Source organism: uncultured Paenalcaligenes sp. (assembly GCF_947630565.1).
Lineage (GTDB): Bacteria > Pseudomonadota > Gammaproteobacteria > Burkholderiales > Burkholderiaceae_B > Paenalcaligenes > Paenalcaligenes faecalis.
Map to the genome: position 1 here is coordinate 1 of NZ_CANRIC010000046.1, position 18,570 is coordinate 18,570.

An 18,570-nucleotide genomic window follows, 5' to 3' on the forward strand; every position below is an offset into this window, starting at 1 on the left:
CTGAGTCTGGTCAATCTAGGCAAGCACAGAACCAAGCTGGCAAGCCTCGCCCTTTAGGGCGGGGTTATTGACAGTAGTCGTTGTTTATTGTTTGGTAATAGAACTACTATAAGCGTTAACGAGTCAGAAATGAGAAAAGCCCGTATAATTTCAAAATTATACGGGCTTTAAATCTGGGGTGACCGACGGGGCTCGAACCCGCGACAACCGGAATCACAATCCGGGACTCTACCAACTGAGCTACGGTCACCATAGTTTGCTACGAAAGATTGCCTCCCGTGCAAAGAAACATAACTATAGCATAAAAAATAAAAAAGTGCACAACTTTTGTTTTTGCTAAGCTTATACTGTTGGGAATTGATTTGTGCATGCTCTATACATAGCGCAATGGCTGAAAAAGGAGACCTTATGGCTCAGTTATTTGAAGTACACCCTCAGAATCCACAAACTCGACTATTAGCCCAAGCGGCTGATTTACTCGCGAAAGGAGGGTTAGTTGCTGTACCGACTGACTCCAGTTACGCGGTGGTCGCCCGCTTAGATGATAAGGCAGCCGCAGAAAACCTGCGTCGCTTACGTGGTTTAGACGAGCGTCATAACCTGACTTTATTGTGTCGCGATTTAGCTGAGATCAGCACCTTTGCGCGTGTAGATAACAGCCAGTATCGTTTATTAAAACTGGCCACACCGGGGCCATGGACTTTTATTTTAGAGGCCACCAAAGAAATCCCTCGACGTGTGTCGCATCCGTCGCGCAAAACCATTGGGATTCGTGTGCCAGACAATAAAGTCATCTTAGACTTGATTGAACAGGTAGGCTCTCCCTTATTGTCTACCACCCTGATCCCCGAGGATGAGGACATGGCCTTAAATGATGCTCAAGACATTTTCGATCGTTATCAACATCAGTTGGCTGCAGTGATCGACGGTGGTCCTTGCGCAGCAGATTTTACAACTGTGATTGATTTAACAGGGGCAGCCCCAGAGGTAGTACGTCACGGTCTGGGCGATCCACAAAAACTAGGCTTAGACTAAACGGTGGAAAGTTTTATTCAAACCATTGCAGTGTATGCACTACCGGTTTTGTTTGGTATTACACTGCACGAGGCTGCTCATGGCTATGTGGCTCGATATTTCGGTGACCCAACGGCAGAGCAGGCGGGACGCATTAGTTTAAATCCGACTCGTCATATCGATTTGATGGGAACAATTATCGTTCCCTTATTCTTGTTGATCTCCACTAAATTACTGGGTGGGGCAGGGTTATTGTTTGGTTGGGCTAAACCAGTTCCTGTGAATTGGTCTAAGTTACGTAATCCAAAGAAGGATATTCTTTGGGTGGCGCTAGCTGGGCCTGCCTCTAACCTATTGATGGGTATTTTTTGGGTCTTGCTGCTACGTTTGTTATTGATGGCAGGGGTAGATATTCAAGATTTCTGGGGCAAGATGGCCATTGCAGGGGTACAGGTTAATTTAGTGCTGATGGCATTGAATTTAGTCCCATTGCCACCATTAGATGGGGGGCGTATTGTATATAGTCTCTTACCCCAGCCTTATGCAAATCAATATGCGCGTATAGAACCCTATGGCATGTTGATTTTGATTGTATTAATGTTTACTGGGGCGTTGTGGACCATTTTGCAACCCTTTTTAGCGTTTGGTAATGGCATCATTCGTTTGTTTTTATGATCCTGCCTTAAAATCCGGTAAACTTAACGCTTATTTAATTTATTATTATTGGTTTTAGCTCGTCTTATCCAGGAGACTTTATCTATTATGGCTAGTTCGGATACTGCAACCCCTATTTTTCAAGGCAGCATGGTTGCCCTTGTTACGCCTATGTTCCCCGATGGAAGTCTGGATTTTGACGCTTACCGAAAGCTCATTGACTGGCACATTTCCGAAGGAACGGATGTACTTGTTGTTGTAGGAACAACGGGTGAATCACCTACCGTCAATATGGACGAACACGCTGAACTAATTCAAGTCGCGGTCGAACATGCTAAGGGGCGTATTCCCATTATGGCTGGTGTGGGTGGTAACTCTACTGTAGAGGCCATCGAGTTAGCGAAACATGCCCATCAGGTAGGTGCTCAGGCGGGATTGTCTGTGGTACCTTACTACAACAAACCCACCCAAGAAGGCCTATATCAGCATTTCAAAAAAATCGTTGAAACCGTTGATTTGCCTACTTTCCTATATAATGTGCCCGGTCGTACCGTTGCCGACATGAGCAACGATACCATTTTACGCTTGGCTCAAATCCCGGGTATTGTTGGTGTCAAAGATGCCACAGGTGATATTGGTCGTTTAGGCCAATTGTTACGTGATAAGCCAGAGGACTTCATTGTTTTAAGTGGCGATGATCCTACTGCGGCAGCGTTGATTCTATTAGGTGGTAAAGGAAATATTTCGGTTACGGCTAACGTTGCGCCTCGGTTGATGAAACAACTCTGTCAGGCGGCATTGGACGGTGATTTAGTTACGGTGCGCAAAGTAAATGCGCTATTGGCTGATTTGAATAAAATGTTATTCGTTGAAGCGAATCCTATCCCTGTAAAATGGGCCGTGGCTGAAATGGGCTTAACACAGTTAGGCTACCGCTTGCCCATGACTCCCCTAAGCTCGCAGCATCATGCTGGGCTGCGCCAATTACTTAATAATGCAGGGTTACTCGCATGAATTTCACCCTTAAACCAACCGCTTTGATGATGGCAGCAGGCTTGAGCTTGACGCTATTAAGCGGTTGTTCTGCCTTGAATCAATTCATGGGCACCGAAGAAAGCGTTGACTACAAGAGCACTGTTACTGGTGATCCTCTTAGTATTCCGCCTGATTTAACGCAGGCAAATCGTGATGCCCGCTTCCAAGCCCCAGGCGGCAACACCGGTGCTTTGTCTTATAGTCAATTTGCTCAAGCACAAAATGCTCAGCCTGCTATAGGTAGTGCAACCAGCAATGTGTTGCCCGAGCAAAGTGGTATTCAGGTAATGCGAGATGGAGACCTGCGTTGGCTAGTGATTGATCAGCCTGCAGAGAAAATTTACCCACATATTCTCGAATTCTGGAATAACCAAGGCTTCACGATTCATTCGGATGATCCACGTGTGGGGGTGATGTTGACGGATTGGGCTGAAAATAGAGCGAAAATTCCGGATAGCTGGATTCGCACGTTATTAAGTTCCGTCGTGGATCAGGTGTTTGATAGTGGTGAACGTGAACGTTTCCGCACACGCCTAGAGCGAGTCAACGGTAAAACAGAGATTTACATTAGCCATCAGCATATGGTCGAGACACCGACTACAGATGGTGCTGCTTTTAAATGGGTACATGGCAAAGAAGACCCCGGTCTAAATGCGGTGATGCTAGCTCGTTTAATGGTGTTTTTAGGTACAGACTTAGAACATGCCCAAGCTCAGGTCGCTCAGGCCGAAACGCATGACACACCGGCGTTAATTCAGGTTCAAGATGATGCGAGTCAGCGTCAATTGGTCTTAAACGAAGGCTTTGATCGTGCATGGCGTCGTGTGGGTGTAGGCATCGACTCTGCTGGGTTCTCGGTCGAGGACCGTGACCGTAGTTCGGGTGAATACTACATTCGTTACCTTGATGCGGATAGTGGTGAGAAAATTGAGCAGCCGAATATTCTTGGACGCTTGTTCCGAGCCCGTAATACGGCAGAGGCGCAGCGCTTACGTGTTCGTGTGATGGCTCAAGGTGGTAATGCTTCTATTGTTCAGGTCTTGGACGAAAATGGTCAGGTGTTAAATACCCCAACCGCAGGCCGTATTATTAATGTGCTATCTACAAATATGCCACATTAATTGATGTATAGCCGGTAATGCAAAAACCCTGCCTAGTGCAGGGTTTTTTGTGGACATTGCCCACTATTTAAATGATAATGATTCTCATTACTGATATTTAATTGAGGTGTCATTATGCAAACGAATACGTCTACATCCATGGCATTGTCGGTCGATCAGCCTGATTATCAACTCAAGCCAACGTGGTGGCAGTTAGGGCTAAGTATTATTGCCATTTTTGTGGTGCCATTGAGCTTAGCTTTCGTTTTGATTTAATGTTGATAGCGCTTGCGCCATTGGTAGAGTAAATCTAGTGCGGCACGTGGACTGAGCTCATCAATATCCAGATCACGAAGCGCTTGCTGTAAATCTAAGGCGAGCTCTTGTTCTGGACTCAATGTGGCTGTAGCCACAGTGGGCGTTGGCATAGGCGCAGAAAATAAGTCCAATTGTGGCAGAGGGGCATGCAGTTGCTCTAGGCGCTCTAGTTCAATAGATGCATTATGAATTACAGCAGCGGGAATGCCCGCACGTTGCGCTACCTGAATCCCATAACTACGACTGGCTGGGCCTTCACGAACCTCATGTAAAAAGGCGATGCCTTGTTGTGTTTGAGCCGCTGCGAGATGCACGTTGGCAGTCACGGGCAGTTCATCCGGTAATCGAGTTAACTCAAAATAATGGGTCGCAAATAAGGTTAAGCATTGATTATGTTGAACTAAACGTAACGCGATTGCCCATGCTAAAGACAAACCGTCATAGGTCGATGTACCGCGACCAATCTCATCCATTAACACTAAACTGTTACGGGTTGCTGAAGACAAAATAGCGGCGGCCTCAGTCATTTCCATCATGAAGGTAGAGCGGCCTCCTGCAAGGTCATCTGCTGCCCCAATTCGAGTGAAAATACGATCTATAGGGCCAATCGTTGCGTGTTGGGCTGGTACAAAACTGCCGGTACGAGCTAATAATGCGATGAGGGCCGTTTGGCGCATATAGGTCGATTTACCCCCCATATTTGGCCCTGTGATCATCAATAAACATCGGTTTGCATGTAGATCACACCCGTTGGGGGTAAAGTGTTCAATGGTATGTTCTACGACCGGATGACGGCCAGCGGTGATACGGATTTCTGCTTTTTCGCTTAACTCAGGGGCGACCCATTGATTTTCGACGGCGTGATGGGCAAAGCTAACAAGAGCATCAATTTGCGCTAGTGCAGCAGCGACGACCGACAGTTGAGGTGCGTAGGTGAATAGCTGAGCTAAAAGCTCATCAAATAAGAATTTTTCTCGACTCAAGCTACGGTCTTTAGCTGACAGTACCTTATCTTCCCATTCTTTAAGTTCAGGGGTAATAAAACGCTCTGCATTTTTTAAAGTTTGGCGGCGACGGTATTCGGTAGGAACTTTGTCTGCTTGGGCTCGACTGACCTCAATAAAAAAACCATGCACACGGTTGTATTCTACTTTTAGAGTATGAATGCCCGTGCGCTCTCGCTCCCGCGTTTCTATAGCCAGTAAAAACTCTCCACTGTCGTTGGCTAAAGTACGTAACTCATCTAATTCCGCATCATAACCATCTGCGATGACGCCTCCGTCTCGAATCATGAGAGCGGGTTCCGCCGTAATAGCTCGACGTAGTAAATCGAGCACATCTTCATCCATTGCCAATGCATTGATGAGGCCAGTTAAGGGGGCGGCAGCTGTATTGAGATCGGAGAGCAGGCCAGTCAGCAGAGGCAAGTGCTGTAACGCCTCGCGTAAGCTAGCGAGTTCTCTGGGGCGCACTGAGGCTAAGGCGATACGAGTCGCAATGCGCTCTAAATCAGGGAAAGGGCTGAGTTGTTTTTTTAGTTGTTGTAGTGGTGAGTGGCGTTGGTTTTTTTGCGCTGCTTCTACAATCAGCTGCACAATGGCTTGGCGCTCTAAGACGGTTTGGTTGTGGCGTAAAGGTTGGTGTAACCAGCGTCGTAATAGGCGGGAACCCATGGGGGTAGCACAGTGATCGATGGTGCTAAATAACGTGGGTTTGTTTTCTCCGCTAATGGTTTCTGTTAGCTCTAGGTTTTTCCGGCTCACACTGTCTAAAACGACAAACTCGCCTAGTTGTTCGACTTGAATGTGTTGAATGTGCTGGAGATTTTGCGCCTGAGTGTGCTTGACATAACGCAGTAGTGCGCCTGCAGCATAGGTGGCCACATCCAGATCTTGCATGCCAAAACCGCTGACATCATCTATTTGAAAATGATCCAGTAGAGTTTGTAAGGCATTGTCTTTGGCAAAGTGCCAATCCGGTAGGGCAACACAACTTTGGGCCTCTGTATAGCTGATACGATGTTGCTCCGCATGTAGGAGTTCTACGGGTTGTAGTCGGCTAAGCTGTGTATCGAGTAATCTGGCCTCGCATTCATACACATTAAAAGTACCACTGGCCAGATTCATCCATGCAATACCAATCGTATTTGGTTGTTTGTTGTCAGTGCAGATAGCCGCAATGATACGATCAGATTTAGCGGGTAGTAACGCATCATCAGTCAGAGTGCCTGGTGTGACGATACGGACAATTTGGCGTTCTACTGGGCCTTTGCTTGTGGCTGGGTCACCAATTTGTTCACAGATAGCAATGGACTCTCCTAAGGCGACTAGACGTGCTAGATAGCCCTCTAAGGAGTGAAAAGGAACCCCTGCCATGGGGATGGGCTCCCCATTTGAATTGCCCCGTTTGGTCAGGGTTAAATTCAGTAATCGTGCTCCACGTTCGGCATCTTCAAAAAATAACTCATAAAAATCCCCCATGCGATAAAACAAAAGATAAGAGGGAGCCTGGGCTTTTAAACCCAGGTATTGACGCATCATAGGGGTGTGACCGGAAAGATCAGGCTGTGTCATAGAGAAACTTCGTAAAAGGTAAATACGGCTTACAGATTAACCGTTGGTGCAGGACGTAATTGTTTGTGAGCTTGGGCTAATAGGGCATAGGACTCTAAGCGAGCCTGCTGATCAAACATATTACACGTCACCATCAGTTCATCCGCACCCGTTTTATCAATAAACGCTTGCGTTTGCTGTGTGATCGTGTCTAGAGAGCCTATTGCGGCACATTTTAGCGCATGTTCCATAACGGCTTGGCCTATGTCAGCGCTACGTTCAATGTAGTTCGCCACCGGAGGAGGGAGCTGTATCGGTCTGCCTTGGCGCAAGCTAACAAAAGACTGTTGCCAGGATGAAGCCAAGTAATGGGCTTTTTCATCCGTATCTGCAGCAAATACATTAAAGCCTAGCATGACGTGCGGTTTAGCTAGGTATTCGGATGGCTTGAACTGAGAACGGTATACAGCAATGGCATCCATCATTTGTGCGGGGGCAAAATGAGAGGCAAAGGCGTAGGGCAGGCCCAACATAGCCGCAAGTTGAGCGCCAAAAAGACTGGAGCCTAGAATCCATACTGGCACATTTGTGCCTTTGCCTGGTACAGCGGGTACGGGCTGTTGGGGAGCATTTGAAAGATAATCAAGCAGCTCTAAGACATCGTGGGGGAATTCATTCGGATCGGACTGTAGGTTACGACGTAACGCTTGGGCTGTGCGCTGATCTGAACCGGGAGCTCTACCTAGTCCTAAATCAATGCGATTAGGAAATAACGATTCTAAGGTGCCGAATTGCTCTGCAATGACTAAAGGGGAGTGATTGGGCAACATGATACCGCCAGCCCCTACACGGATGCGTTGTGTGTGATTGGCTACATGGGCAATCAATACGGAAGTTGCTGCGCTTGCTATGCCTACCATGCCATGGTGTTCAGCTAGCCAGTAGCGCGTGAATTGACCTGCGTCAGCTTGCTGGGCGAGCTGTATTGTATTTTTAAATGATTCAGCAGGGGAGCTGCCTTGAACGATGGGGGCAAGATCAAGAACAGATAATGGGTAGAGGCTAGACATAGGTGGTCCTGATGGGTTGAGTTTTTTGTGTCGTATATTTTTACATGGGTCTGATTTTGAATTAAACAAGGTGAGTAAAGTTAAGAAGCGCTGCGCATGTCACAGAAAATCGCTATGATGTGTACTGTTTATTTGTCTTTGGAGTACGTTATGCCAGATCAAATTTCTACCCATTTAGGGACATTACCTTGGTTAGAGGCGATGGCGATTAATTTACTTTTTGCTCTAGCTATTCTTGTTATAGGCTGGTGGCTGTCAAACGTCGCAGGCCGCTGGGTCAGAAAAGTTGCGCAACGATCTACGCATATTGATGTGACGGTTGTTCCTATTGCTCAGACCGTAGTGGTTTGGACTATTCGCGTTTTTGTGCTTATTGCTGTGCTGGCCCGATTTGGGGTGCAGACGGCCAGTATTATTGCTATTTTGGGTGCCGCAGGTTTAGCGATAGGCTTGGCTTTGCAAAATACCTTACAAAATATTGCTTCGGGAATTATGTTGTTGGTATTGCGTCCTATTCGCGCTGGAGAGTTTGTTTCTATTGTGGGTAAGGGTGATGGGACGGTCTATGAGGTCGGCTTGTTTTTAACTAAATTTGTTCAGGCTGATGGCGTGAACTTTTGTTTGCCTAATAGCCTGATTTGGGGTAACCCTATCATCAACTATAGTCGTAACTCTACCCGACGTATGGATATCGCAGTAGGGGTGCGCTATGGAGACGATCTAGATCAAGCTTTAGCCGTGTTACAAGAACTGGTAGATAATCACAGCAGTGTGCTGAAAGACCCAGCACCTTTAGTTTTTGTGAGTGATTATAAAGACAGTACCGTCACGGTAAATGTACGGGCTTGGACTGCTGTTGATGATTTTTGGACAGTGCGCTTTGAGCTAAATCGCGTGGTGTTGCAGCGTTTAGCAGAGGCTGGCCTGAACCATCCTGTCCCAGTTAGAGCCGTATTAAAAGATGAAAAAGCAGCGTAGTTGTTATTAAATCGCTTTTTTAGAGTCAATGTAGTTAGGCCCCTGTCACGAGGAATGTGTTAGGGGCCTTTCTGTTTAGGGCTACGGTTATGAGCTACGTCAGTATTGGGAACCTTAGATTTTTTCTGCGATCTGATCTAGGGTTTGATTGATAAGACGTGCAATTTCTTTTTGGCGACGTGCTGGCATACGCTCTGTGATGGCGGTGACGCTAACTGCTAAAAGTGGATGGCCTTGGCTGCTACATAGGGCACACCCCACACCCAATGCGCCTCGAACTGCGTAATTTCCTACGACGGAATAGCCTCGTGTTCTTGTGTTGGTAATGAGTTGACGCATTTCGCGCTGAGTCATGCCACCAAACTGATCTAGATCATTACTGTTGGCCTCGATGATTTGATCAACGGTGTTGTCATCAAGTCGAGAAAGTAAGGCCATCCCGGCTGACCCTACTCCTAGAGGTTGGCGTTTATTGACATAAGTGCCCAAAATTTGCACTGGGTACGGCCCAATTTCACGCCATAGCGTTAATGAGCTGTTGTTTTCGCGTATAACTAAAAAAACAGCGTCACCGACCTTAAAGGCTAATTCGCGCATAAAAGGCTTGGCTATTTCGACTAAATGATGTTCATTTTCAGTATGAGCGGTGTGTTGTTTGGCTGCTGCATAACGGCGCGTTTTACCCACTGCTTGCACAAAGTTACACTCTGTTAGGGCTGCCAGTAGACGATAAATAGTAGGTCGCTGTAGACCGGTTAGTCGAGATAGCTCAGTGACGCTTAAACCACTTTCATCATGGGCTTGAAGCGTCTGTAGTATCTGTAAACCTCGTCGTAGCGTTCGTGGCCCTGAGCTATTATCGGTGTTAGCAGCAGTCATGTATGTCACTCCATCATTTTATTAAGGCGTTCAACATCTAAGGGCTGTTGACCGTTTTCTACACGTTGACCTAATTCCTCTAAGGCACTACACAGTTTACTGATGCGTTGTTCTTGTTGGGCAGAGTGATTGATTAACTCATGAATGACTTGTACCAACGGATCATTATTTGTGTTGTCTACGGCGTAGGCAGCAAAGGCATCATTGCTGGCTTGGTGTATGGGTTTGGTTTGTCCTGATTGTGTTCTAGCGCTACGCTCCAGCAGCTCTTTAAGCGGCTTGCCTGTCCACTCAGCCTTACAGGGGTGACTATTAGGTGTCAGTATGCCCTCAGGGGCTGAGCTGGCTGCAGTCGTCTCAGAGTCTTGGTTGGGCTCGGGGGCAGATTTGTCTTCTTTGGTGATAATCCGAGCCGGATTACCCACGGCAGTCGCATTTGCGGGAACGGGTTTGACGACCACGGCATTTGAGCCGATTTTGGCGTTTTCTCCTACGGTGAAGCCACCTAAGATTTGTGCGCCAGCACCCACCACGACCCCTGATTCTAGGGTAGGGTGACGTTTTGTGCCTTTGTATAGACTGGTGCCGCCCAAGGTGACTCCTTGGTAAATAGTACAGTCATCACCAATAATGGCGGTTTCACCCACCACAATGCCATGGCCATGATCAAAGAATACACGTTTACCAATTTGGGCGCCGGGATGGATTTCAATGCCAGTAAAAATACGGGCCAAATGAGATACAAAACGAGCTAGCCATAAAAAACCGGTATTCCATAAACGGTGGGATAAGCGATGCACTAAAATAGCGTGTAGACCGGGGTAACAAGTCAAAATTTCCCAGCGGCTGCGTGCGGCGGGGTCGCGTTCGTAAATGCAATCGATGTCTTCGCGTAATTGTTTAAACATAATGACGTACTATAGCCTTTAGCTGGAGGATTTCGCTGTGGGGTCTGTATTAATCGTAGCATTCTCTATTTTACGGGCGGTTTTAATCATTGCGGTGCAAACCCCTCTGAGCATAGCGACTTCATTTTGACTGAGTTGACTACGCGTAAATAGTTGCTGCATGCGTAGCAACAGCTTTTTTGGATTCGTCGGGTCTAAAAAGTCAATCCCAATGAGAGCTTGCTCCCAATGTGTTAAAAAGGCTTGGACTTGTTCTTGCGAGGCGGGCAAATCGCTTTCTAGGATTTTGCCGGGCGTACGCAATTCTTGGTGTAAATCCAATAGCTCTAGCAAGGCATGTCGCATCTCCCACGCAGCGAGTTGTAGTGCCTGAGCCACATTTAAAGAGCTGTATTCTGGGTTAGCTGGGATATAGCAAACATACTGACACTGATTAATATCGTTATTTTCTAGGCCAGTGCGTTCAGTACCTAATACAATGGCAACTTGCCCTGTAGAATGTTGTTGTAAATGAGAGGCGCTAATTTGTGCGCTTTGACGTATGGTTTTTGGCGGCGGCCCGATGTATCGGGGGCGTGAAGTCAAGGCGAAAGCCAATGAAACTGGGGCTAAGGCTTGTTCCAGCGAGTCAAAGATGACGGCGTTTTCCAGCACGTCAGTCGCGCCGCTTGCCATCGCAATTGCATTTTCATGCGTTATGATGGTGGGCAATTTCGGTTTAACCAAACACAATTGGTTAAAACCCATGGTTTTGATGGCTCTGGCGGCAGCACCGACGTTGCCCGGGTGGCTAGGCTCAACCATAATAAAACGAATGTGGTTGAATAAAGGCTCTTGTTGGGTCGGAGTCATTTAAAATACTAAACTGTTGTTAGCCCTTGTGATAAAACATGGTTATTTTAGGGCTTATTTTTAAGAATTACGGAAATCTATGCACCCGATGCTATTTACCGCTATCAAAGCGGCACGCCGTGCAGGCGATATTATTACCCGCGCCAGTCGCGACCTTGAACGCGTGCATGTTGCACGCAAAGGCCCCAGTGATTATGTAACCGAGGTCGATCAGGCCGTCGAAGAAGCCATTATAGAAGTTTTAGCCGAAGCCTACCCAGATCATGCATTTTTAGGTGAAGAATCTGGTGATCGTCAACCCGACGCAGAAAAGGTCGGCAAAGGTGGGGTTGAATATCAATGGGTTATTGATCCATTAGATGGCACAACTAATTTTATTCATGGATTCCCTCATTATGCCGTGTCTATTGCCGCATTGCATCGAGGCCAGTTAACTCATGCGGTTATTTTCGATCCAACCAGCAATGAGATCTTTACTGCAAGTCGTGGTAATGGCGCCTTTTTAGATGATCGTCGTATCCGCGTATCAGATCAACGTCGTTACCATGATGCATTAATTGGTGCGCATGTGGCTGGTTCTGGTGGTGCTTTAACCAGTAGCTCCGCGTTTTCCGGCTTACTTAGTGAGTGTGCAGCAGTGCGTCGCACTGGCTCTACCGTCCTGGATTTAGCCTATGTGGCATGTGGTCGTTTAGATGGTTTTTGCGCAACCAACCTCAAACCATGGGATATGGCTGCGGGTGCTCTGATTGCCATGGAAGCCGGTGCTTTAGTGGGCGATTTAGAGGGCGAGCAAAGCTGGTATAAAACGGGTGATATCTTAGCGGCTACACCTAAGCTATTCCCTCAAATGTTAATGCATTTGCAAGACTAACTTGCGTTTGCAAGAGCCACTGCTTGGGCGGTGGCTTTTTTTTCCTTTTTTTAGACACGGAGCCCCTTAAATGGAGTGGATAGCAGACCCAACGGCTTGGGCCGGGTTATTTACGCTGGTTATTTTAGAAATAGTACTAGGCATTGATAACTTAATTTTTATCGCGATTTTGGTGGATAAACTACCACCACACCAACGCGATAAAGCTCGTGTTATCGGATTGTCCTTAGCGTTATTAATGCGTTTGGGTTTGCTCACGATCATGTCATGGCTCATTACCTTGACCGAGCCGTGGATTAGCCTGTTTGGTCACGAATTCTCGGGCCGAGACGTCATATTGATCGTAGGGGGCTTATTCCTACTCTTTAAGGGTACGCTGGAAATACGCGAACGGCTGGATCCCACGGTGCAACACGCCTCGGGTTCACGCATGTACGCCAGTTTCTGGGTGATCGTCACGCAGATCGTGATTCTAGACGCGGTGTTCTCCATCGATGCGGTGATTACTGCGGTCGGGATGGTGGAGCACCTATCCGTCATGATGATTGCGGTACTGATTGCAATTGGTTTGATGATTGTGGCCTCCAAACCGCTCACTACCTTTGTGAACAAACACCCCACAGTTGTGATTCTGTGTTTGGGTTTCTTACTCATGATCGGTTTCTCGCTCTTGGCAGAGGGTTACGGTGTGGCAGTGCCTAAAGGGTACCTCTATGCCGCCATTGCTTTCTCGGTCATGGTAGAGGCGCTAAACCAAATTGCCCACCGCAACCAACGTAAGGCTGAGGCACGCCGTCCGATGCGTGAGCGCACCGCGGAAACCGTTTTACGCATGTTGGGTAAACGCCCCATGACAGAAAGCGAAAACACGGGCGACAATATCGACCACCCCACGCAGGACCCGAGTCTCGTCTTTGGTACAGAGGAGCGCAACATGGTCAGTGGGGTACTGACCTTATCAGAGCGTAATGTGCGTTCGATTATGACCCCGCGTAACGATGTGACCTGGGTCAATATTGAAGACCCGATGGAGCAAATTAAAGCTTATATCGAAAGTGAGCCTCATAGCTATATGCCAGTATGTAGAGGCTCATTAGATGAGGTGATTGGACTGGGTCAGGCCAAAGAGTTAATTGCTGATTTGATTACGGATAATCGGATTCATTTGAATAAACTTCGTGAGCCAGTTATTGTTCATGAGTCCATTGGTATTTTACAGTTAATGGAGCTATTCAAAGAGGCCAGAGGGCAGTTAGCGCTGGTCACGGATGAGTTTGGTGCCATCGAAGGGGTGGTGACGCCTATTGATATTTTTGAGGCGATTGCGGGTGAGTTCCCCGATGAGGATGAAAGCGCCGACATCGAGGTCATAGATGAGAACCATTGGTTGGTTGATGGGGCCGCAGACTTACACCACCTAGAGCAAGTTCTAGAGATTGATGGCTTGATTGATGAGAGCGAGGAATACTCGACCTTAGCAGGTTATTTACTAGAGCGATTTGGTGCATTGCCCAAACCAGAGGACGCATGCTCTTTAGAGTGGGGGCCTTTTGAGTTCCACTTTACGGTAAAAGAGTTAGACGGTCGTCGTATATCAAGTGTTGCGATTGAACGTCAGCGTCTTGAGCCTCATTTTCCTTCTGACGAATCGCCTAGTTAAGGTTGCATCATGACTGACTATTACTGGTATTTATTAAAAGCGCTTTTATTGGGACTGATCGAAGGCTTTACGGAGTTCATTCCGGTTTCTAGCACCGCGCATTTACTTTTATTAGCAGAGTGGATTTCATTTCCCTCTGATGATAATAAGGTATTTGAGGTAGTGATCCAGTTTGGCTCTATTTTGGCTGTGATTTGGTTATTCAGAGCACGCATTATTCAGCTAATTACCGGTGTATTTACTGGTGATAGGTCTGAAATTCTGTTTATGCGTAATTTGATTTTAGCTTTCTTACCCGCAGCAGTAATTGGTGCTTTAACGATTAAATACATCAAAATGCTTTTTCATAATCCATTGGTGTTTGTATTTACCTTGGTATTGGGCGGGCTGATTATGTTGTGGGTAGAGCGTAAGCCTGCTTATGCAAAGCATGGCAGTAATGAGACAGCGGTTTCCGAAAAAGCAACGGCATATACCATGGAAGACATTAGTTGGAAACAAGCCCTAGTTGTCGGGTTTTCGCAGTGCTTGGCGATGGTACCTGGGACCTCTAGATCAGGGGCAACCATTGTCGGGGGCATGCTGGCGGGTATTCAACGAAAAACAGCGACGGAATTTTCCTTTTTTTTGGCCATGCCTACGATGTTGGCCGCCACCGTTTATGATTTATATAAAAATGGGGCAGCATTAAACCCTGACCAGACCTGGGGTATTGTGGTGGGTTTTGTTGCTGCCTTTTTTAGTGCCTTGTTTTTAGTCAAAGCCGTATTGCGATTTGTCTCTAAACGAACTTATCGCCCCTTTGCTTGGTATCGTATTGCATTAGGGGCTGTTGTTTTGGCTTGGCTTTATTTGCGTTGACTCAGGCGTCGACATCTACCATTTAGCTGGCAAGCCCTAGAGGGCCAACTTTAACTGCAAAGAGAGATAGCGCTAATCGCGCTCGAACAGGGAGATTAAAATGGATCAGCAACATAACGAAGCCGCAGCCGTTTGGTTAGAGCAACCTACACCAACAGGGCTAGGGGCCGAATTAGCAAAAAAATGGGCCAATAAAGAATTTATTTCGATTGCAGGCGCTTATGACCCTATTGGTGCTTTACTGGCTCGTCAGGCAGGGTTTGATGCATTGTATTTATCTGGGGGGGCATTAACCGCTTCGTTGGGCTTGCCTGATTTGGGCTTAATCACGATGGATGAATTGGTAGATCGTGCTCGCGCTATAGTGCGAGCGGTACGTATACCACTGGTCGTTGATGGTGATACCGGATTTGGTGAAGCATTAAATACGATGCGTCTTGTACGTGAGCTCGAGGACGTGGGTGTGGCTGCGGTACAGCTTGAGGATCAAGTCCTACCAAAAAAATGTGGTCATTTGAACGGCAAGCAATTGGTTTCTCCGGATGAGATGGCGCAAAAAATTGCGGCAGCGGCGCGGGCCCGACGTGATTTGCGTATTATTGCCCGCACGGATGCTGTGGCGACCGAGGGCTTAGATGCCGCTATTGATCGAGCACGTCGCTATGTAGAGGCGGGTGCGGATGCTATTTTCCCAGAGGCTTTAGCCGATGAGGACCAGTTTAAGGCATTTGCTGCTGCGATTGATGCCCCGTTGTTAGCCAATATGACGGAGTTTGGTCGTACACCACAAACCTCTGCCACGCAGTTTGAGGCCATGGGCTATGCGATGGCCATTTGGCCTGTTTCCAGTTTACGTATTGCGGCTAAAGCCCAAGAAGCGTTTTACAACGAGCTAAAACAAACAGGTACAGCAGCGGGGCAGGTGAAAAACATGCAAACTCGCGCTGACTTGTACGAGCTAATCAATTATTTTGGCTATGAGTCGTTAGATAGCAGCATTCAGCGCACGATTGTGCCTGATGTGTTGGATTAAGCCTAAGAAAGTTCGTGTGGTTTTTTTAATTTAAATCGCACGGTGGGCTGATGGAGCCGATGTAGTGCAATCTGCCCGTCAGCCTGCAATGCCAGCCAACCAGAGCGGGTGGGCTCTGTGTGATCGTATTCCCAGTCAGGCAGCACGATGCGACTGTAATTATGCCCTTCGGTATCTTGCATACGATGCAGCGCAGGGCGATGAGTATGGCCATGAACGAGAATATGCTCATCATGTTTTTTTAACAGTTCTACGCAACTTGTTTCATTGACGTCGCTAATGGCAGGCAGAAGATGTTTTTGTTTTTGGCTGCTTTTTTTTCGTAAACCACCTGCTATACGTTGGCGCCAAAGCAAGGGCAGCTTTAAGAAAAACTGCTGTAGGCGTTTGCCTCGGACACGATGGCGAAATTTTTGATATGCCACATCATCTGTACAAAGCTCATCACCATGCGTTAACAGCAGGCGATGATGGTCTGTTTGTAGAATAACCTGATCGTCCAGCATTTGAGCCCCCACATAATGCGCCATTCGTGAATCCAATAGAAAGTCACGATTGCCTCGCATGAAGAAAATGGGGAGATCTAAGGCTGTATTCCTGAAGTGGTAAATGGCATGGGCCAGCCACGGGGGCGGGTCCACAGCCACGTCGGCTCCAATCCATGCGTGGAAAATATCTCCGCATAGAATGAGAGCCCCAGCTTCGTGTTGGGCTTGCTGTAAAAACTGATAAAACGCATGGGCGGTTTTAGGGCTATTAGGTCCTAAATGGATATCAGCAGCAAGCCACACATCACCGTGTAGTTGAAGTTTACTCAACAAGGGTGGCGCTTTCGATAATCACGTCATCCACAGGCACGTCTTGATGGAAACCTTTGCTACCTGTTTTTACGCCTTTAATGGCATCTACGACTTCATTACCAGCGATAACCTTACCAAATACCGCATAGCCCCAACCATTAGGCGTTGGGTTTGTGTGGTTTAGGAAATCATTATCAGCGACGTTAATAAAAAACTGTGCTGTCGCGGAATGAGGGTCATTTGTGCGAGCCATAGCTAACGTGTAGCGATCATTTTTCAAACCATTGTTCGCTTCGTTTTCTACTGGGGCATTGGTGTCTTTTTGAGCCATACCGACCTCAAAACCACCGCCTTGAACCATGAAGTTGTTAATTACACGATGGAAGATGGTGCCATTGTAAAAACCAGAATTAACGTAGTTAATAAAGTTTTCTACAGTTTTAGGGGCTTTTTCGGCGTCTAACTCAATCGTAATGTCGCCTTTATTGGTTTTTAATAAAACGTGTGGGTTTGTGCTCATATCAGTACCTTGTGTGGTAGAAAGTGTGGTTGCTTGGGCTGTTGATAAACTAAGCGCTGCTATCATTAGGCCCAGCAAAAAAATAGCATTGCGTTGTAGACGCAAAGCTTGTCTTATAGTGAAGAATTTCAGCATTGTAAAGGCTTCCGTTGTTGAGATCACTGTTGCAAGATATATTCGGTATCTTTAGAACGTTCAATATCACCTGCGTTTTTAAAGGATTCGTGGGCCAACATTAGCAGCAGCTCGCCTTGGTTTTGCAATGCAAGCTGAAACTGCGGATTGGCTAATAACGCCATATCTAAGGCCTCTTTGGCTAAGTCCAACTTATGTTGTCGCATGTATTCGGTAGCTAAGTTATTCCAAGGCTCAGGCAGCTCAGGATAAAAAACAGTCAATTGACGATAGGACTCTACCGCCTTTTCGTGTTGCCCTAATTGGGAATAAGCGCGGCCCTGTAAAAACAAGAGTTGTACATCCACACCTATTTCGGCGTTGGCTTCACGTTGCTCTAGACGTTTTTGAATAGCAGATAATGCGTCTTGATTTTGACCGTTATTTAAAAGGGCTGTGATACGATCAGTAATGTCTTTAGGCGTCAGAGCCAAAGACGTATCGACTTTAGGTGTGAGCGCATCTAAGGCGCGTACTAAAGGTTGCCAGCCCCTAGGTGCTGCGGGAGCGTCATTGAAGATCGGATCTTGTTGAGCCTGTACTGACAACGAAAGACCGACGCTACAGCAGAGTGCCGTTATGATTTTATAAATGGATTTGGTTGTTTTTTGCACAGGCAAGATCCCTATAAGGCGTAAAGGTAAAACAATAATGGGCATTATAAGCGACACGCGCACGAGTAGCCTTGTTATACTTAAAGACCACCTATTTTAGCCTTTTATTTTCAGATAATACCCCCTATGTTGCGTATTTATAGCTCTCTATCACGTACTAAAGAAATTTTCCAACCTATTGAGCCGGGCAAAGTCCGCATGTATGTATGTGGTATGACCGTCTATGATTTTTGTCATCTAGGCCATGCTCGTATGTTGGTGAGCTTTGATGTGATTCAACGCTGGCTACGCACAATGGGCTATCAGGTGAGCTATGTGCGTAACATCACGGATATTGATGACAAGATTATTCGCCGCGCCGTAGAGCGTAATGTGCGTATGCAAGACGTCACTACCTTTTATATTGATGCGATGCATGCTGATGAAAAAGCCTTGGGTGTACAGTCTCCTGATTTAGAGCCGCGCGCTACGCAACACGTAGGCGATATGCTGGGCATTATTAAATTGCTCGAAGACAAGGGTTTGGCCTATCAGGGTGAGGACGGTGACGTGAATTACGCGGTGCGCCAGTTCGAGGGCTATGGCAAATTATCAGGTAAAACCTTAGATGATTTACGTGCCGGAGAACGTGTGGCCGTATCGGCAGGCAAACGAGATCCATTGGATTTTGTTCT

19 protein-coding genes and 1 tRNA gene are annotated in these 18,570 nt (G+C 47.0%); 11 read left to right on the forward strand and 9 right to left on the reverse strand.

The genetic code is table 11. The annotated features are described in order from the left end of the window. Positions 1-174: 174 nt before the first annotated feature. Positions 175-250, reverse strand: a tRNA-His gene (locus tag Q0Z62_RS08725). A 158-nt stretch (positions 251-408) separates the two neighbouring features. On the opposite strand from Q0Z62_RS08725, the gene Q0Z62_RS08730 reads away from it, so the two are divergent. The 5 genes from Q0Z62_RS08730 to Q0Z62_RS08750 all read left to right on the forward strand — a co-directional run bounded on the left by Q0Z62_RS08730 (position 409) and on the right by Q0Z62_RS08750 (position 4,079). Continuing rightward, positions 409-1,035 carry an L-threonylcarbamoyladenylate synthase gene (locus Q0Z62_RS08730; protein ID WP_269900317.1) on the forward strand — a complete coding sequence of 209 codons (627 nt, stop codon included), beginning with the start codon at positions 409-411 and terminating at the stop codon, positions 1,033-1,035. A 3-nt stretch (positions 1,036-1,038) separates the two neighbouring features. Continuing rightward, positions 1,039-1,689, forward strand: coding sequence for a site-2 protease family protein (locus Q0Z62_RS08735; protein ID WP_298053484.1), 651 nt, complete (start codon positions 1,039-1,041; stop codon positions 1,687-1,689). An 87-nt stretch (positions 1,690-1,776) separates the two neighbouring features. Then, entirely contained in the window at positions 1,777-2,682 is a 906-nt protein-coding gene (gene dapA / locus Q0Z62_RS08740; RefSeq protein WP_269900315.1) for a 4-hydroxy-tetrahydrodipicolinate synthase, read from the forward strand. Then, the gene (bamC, locus tag Q0Z62_RS08745) at positions 2,679-3,824 is read left to right on the forward strand and encodes an outer membrane protein assembly factor BamC (protein WP_298053487.1); all 1,146 of its coding nucleotides are present in this window, start codon (positions 2,679-2,681) and stop codon (positions 3,822-3,824) included. Before dapA ends, bamC begins: the two co-directional genes overlap by 4 nt. A 114-nt stretch (positions 3,825-3,938) precedes the next feature. After that, positions 3,939-4,079, forward strand: a complete 141-nt coding sequence (locus Q0Z62_RS08750; protein WP_269900313.1) for a hypothetical protein — start codon at positions 3,939-3,941, stop codon at positions 4,077-4,079. Here Q0Z62_RS08750 and mutS read toward each other — a convergent pair. Then, a complete protein-coding gene (gene mutS, locus Q0Z62_RS08755; RefSeq protein ID WP_298053489.1) occupies positions 4,076-6,694 on the reverse strand; it encodes a DNA mismatch repair protein MutS in 2,619 nt (872 codons plus the stop codon). The genes Q0Z62_RS08750 and mutS overlap by 4 nt on opposite strands. 29 nt (positions 6,695-6,723) lie before the next feature. Beyond that, positions 6,724-7,743 (reverse strand): LLM class flavin-dependent oxidoreductase, encoded by a 1,020-nt coding sequence (locus Q0Z62_RS08760; protein WP_298053490.1) that lies wholly within the window; start codon positions 7,741-7,743, stop codon positions 6,724-6,726. 150 nt (positions 7,744-7,893) lie between these two features. On the opposite strand from Q0Z62_RS08760, the gene Q0Z62_RS08765 reads away from it, so the two are divergent. Next, complete coding sequence (locus Q0Z62_RS08765; protein WP_298053492.1) at positions 7,894-8,721, forward strand: mechanosensitive ion channel domain-containing protein; 828 nt, start codon at positions 7,894-7,896, stop codon at positions 8,719-8,721. 114 nt (positions 8,722-8,835) lie between these two features. Here Q0Z62_RS08765 and Q0Z62_RS08770 read toward each other — a convergent pair whose 3' ends face one another. Genes Q0Z62_RS08770 through Q0Z62_RS08780 form a run of 3 tightly spaced genes read right to left on the reverse strand, consistent with a single transcriptional unit; the run spans position 8,836 to position 11,360 of the window. After that, a complete protein-coding gene (locus tag Q0Z62_RS08770; RefSeq protein WP_269900309.1) occupies positions 8,836-9,600 on the reverse strand; it encodes an IclR family transcriptional regulator in 765 nt (254 codons plus the stop codon). A 5-nt stretch (positions 9,601-9,605) separates the two neighbouring features. Next, a complete protein-coding gene (gene cysE / locus Q0Z62_RS08775) occupies positions 9,606-10,508 on the reverse strand; it encodes a serine O-acetyltransferase (protein ID WP_298053494.1) in 903 nt (300 codons plus the stop codon). 18 nt (positions 10,509-10,526) lie between these two features. Further along, a complete protein-coding gene (locus tag Q0Z62_RS08780) occupies positions 10,527-11,360 on the reverse strand; it encodes an RNA methyltransferase (RefSeq protein ID WP_269900307.1) in 834 nt (277 codons plus the stop codon). A 79-nt stretch (positions 11,361-11,439) separates the two neighbouring features. Between Q0Z62_RS08780 and Q0Z62_RS08785 the strand changes: the two genes are divergently transcribed. The 4 genes from Q0Z62_RS08785 to prpB all read left to right on the forward strand — a co-directional run bounded on the left by Q0Z62_RS08785 (position 11,440) and on the right by prpB (position 15,788). After that, the gene (locus Q0Z62_RS08785; protein ID WP_298053498.1) at positions 11,440-12,234 is read left to right on the forward strand and encodes an inositol monophosphatase family protein; all 795 of its coding nucleotides are present in this window, start codon (positions 11,440-11,442) and stop codon (positions 12,232-12,234) included. Positions 12,235-12,304: 70 nt separating this feature from the next. Continuing rightward, positions 12,305-13,894 (forward strand): TerC family protein, encoded by a 1,590-nt coding sequence (locus Q0Z62_RS08790; RefSeq protein ID WP_298053501.1) that lies wholly within the window; start codon positions 12,305-12,307, stop codon positions 13,892-13,894. Positions 13,895-13,903: 9 nt separating this feature from the next. After that, the gene (locus Q0Z62_RS08795; protein ID WP_298053503.1) at positions 13,904-14,755 is read left to right on the forward strand and encodes an undecaprenyl-diphosphate phosphatase; all 852 of its coding nucleotides are present in this window, start codon (positions 13,904-13,906) and stop codon (positions 14,753-14,755) included. Between the two features lie 100 nt (positions 14,756-14,855). Continuing rightward, positions 14,856-15,788, forward strand: a complete 933-nt coding sequence (gene prpB / locus Q0Z62_RS08800) for a methylisocitrate lyase (protein WP_298053506.1) — start codon at positions 14,856-14,858, stop codon at positions 15,786-15,788. 2 nt (positions 15,789-15,790) lie between these two features. Here prpB and Q0Z62_RS08805 read toward each other — a convergent pair whose 3' ends face one another. The 3 genes from Q0Z62_RS08805 to Q0Z62_RS08815 all read right to left on the reverse strand — a co-directional run bounded on the left by Q0Z62_RS08805 (position 15,791) and on the right by Q0Z62_RS08815 (position 17,896). After that, positions 15,791-16,609, reverse strand: coding sequence for a UDP-2,3-diacylglucosamine diphosphatase (locus tag Q0Z62_RS08805; RefSeq protein WP_269900302.1), 819 nt, complete (start codon positions 16,607-16,609; stop codon positions 15,791-15,793). Next, the gene (locus Q0Z62_RS08810; RefSeq protein WP_298053516.1) at positions 16,599-17,174 is read right to left on the reverse strand and encodes a peptidylprolyl isomerase; all 576 of its coding nucleotides are present in this window, start codon (positions 17,172-17,174) and stop codon (positions 16,599-16,601) included. The genes Q0Z62_RS08805 and Q0Z62_RS08810 overlap by 11 nt, the downstream gene beginning before the upstream one ends. A 92-nt stretch (positions 17,175-17,266) precedes the next feature. Continuing rightward, entirely contained in the window at positions 17,267-17,896 is a 630-nt protein-coding gene (locus tag Q0Z62_RS08815; protein WP_298053510.1) for a tetratricopeptide repeat protein, read from the reverse strand. A 126-nt stretch (positions 17,897-18,022) separates the two neighbouring features. Between Q0Z62_RS08815 and Q0Z62_RS08820 the strand changes: the two genes are divergently transcribed. Further along, positions 18,023-18,570: class I tRNA ligase family protein (locus tag Q0Z62_RS08820; protein WP_298053513.1), on the forward strand; the 548-nt coding region annotated here is incomplete at its 3' end.

What these genes read in the sequence shown, in the direction of transcription:
- cysE (WP_298053494.1), bottom strand. Translation starts at nt 10,508, where the DNA reads ATGTTTAAACAATTACGCGAAGACATCGATTGCATTTACGAACGCGAC.
- prpB (WP_298053506.1), top strand. Translation starts at nt 14,856, where the DNA reads ATGGATCAGCAACATAACGAAGCCGCAGCCGTTTGGTTAGAGCAACCT.
- Q0Z62_RS08750 (WP_269900313.1), top strand. Translation starts at nt 3,939, where the DNA reads ATGCAAACGAATACGTCTACATCCATGGCATTGTCGGTCGATCAGCCT.
- Q0Z62_RS08810 (WP_298053516.1), bottom strand. Translation starts at nt 17,174, where the DNA reads ATGATAGCAGCGCTTAGTTTATCAACAGCCCAAGCAACCACACTTTCT.
- Q0Z62_RS08785 (WP_298053498.1), top strand. Translation starts at nt 11,440, where the DNA reads ATGCACCCGATGCTATTTACCGCTATCAAAGCGGCACGCCGTGCAGGC.
- Q0Z62_RS08780 (WP_269900307.1), bottom strand. Translation starts at nt 11,360, where the DNA reads ATGACTCCGACCCAACAAGAGCCTTTATTCAACCACATTCGTTTTATT.
- bamC (WP_298053487.1), top strand. Translation starts at nt 2,679, where the DNA reads ATGAATTTCACCCTTAAACCAACCGCTTTGATGATGGCAGCAGGCTTG.
- Q0Z62_RS08760 (WP_298053490.1), bottom strand. Translation starts at nt 7,743, where the DNA reads ATGTCTAGCCTCTACCCATTATCTGTTCTTGATCTTGCCCCCATCGTT.
- Q0Z62_RS08795 (WP_298053503.1), top strand. Translation starts at nt 13,904, where the DNA reads ATGACTGACTATTACTGGTATTTATTAAAAGCGCTTTTATTGGGACTG.
- mutS (WP_298053489.1), bottom strand. Translation starts at nt 6,694, where the DNA reads ATGACACAGCCTGATCTTTCCGGTCACACCCCTATGATGCGTCAATAC.
- Q0Z62_RS08770 (WP_269900309.1), bottom strand. Translation starts at nt 9,600, where the DNA reads ATGACTGCTGCTAACACCGATAATAGCTCAGGGCCACGAACGCTACGA.
- Q0Z62_RS08790 (WP_298053501.1), top strand. Translation starts at nt 12,305, where the DNA reads ATGGAGTGGATAGCAGACCCAACGGCTTGGGCCGGGTTATTTACGCTG.
- dapA (WP_269900315.1), top strand. Translation starts at nt 1,777, where the DNA reads ATGGCTAGTTCGGATACTGCAACCCCTATTTTTCAAGGCAGCATGGTT.
- Q0Z62_RS08765 (WP_298053492.1), top strand. Translation starts at nt 7,894, where the DNA reads ATGCCAGATCAAATTTCTACCCATTTAGGGACATTACCTTGGTTAGAG.
- Q0Z62_RS08730 (WP_269900317.1), top strand. Translation starts at nt 409, where the DNA reads ATGGCTCAGTTATTTGAAGTACACCCTCAGAATCCACAAACTCGACTA.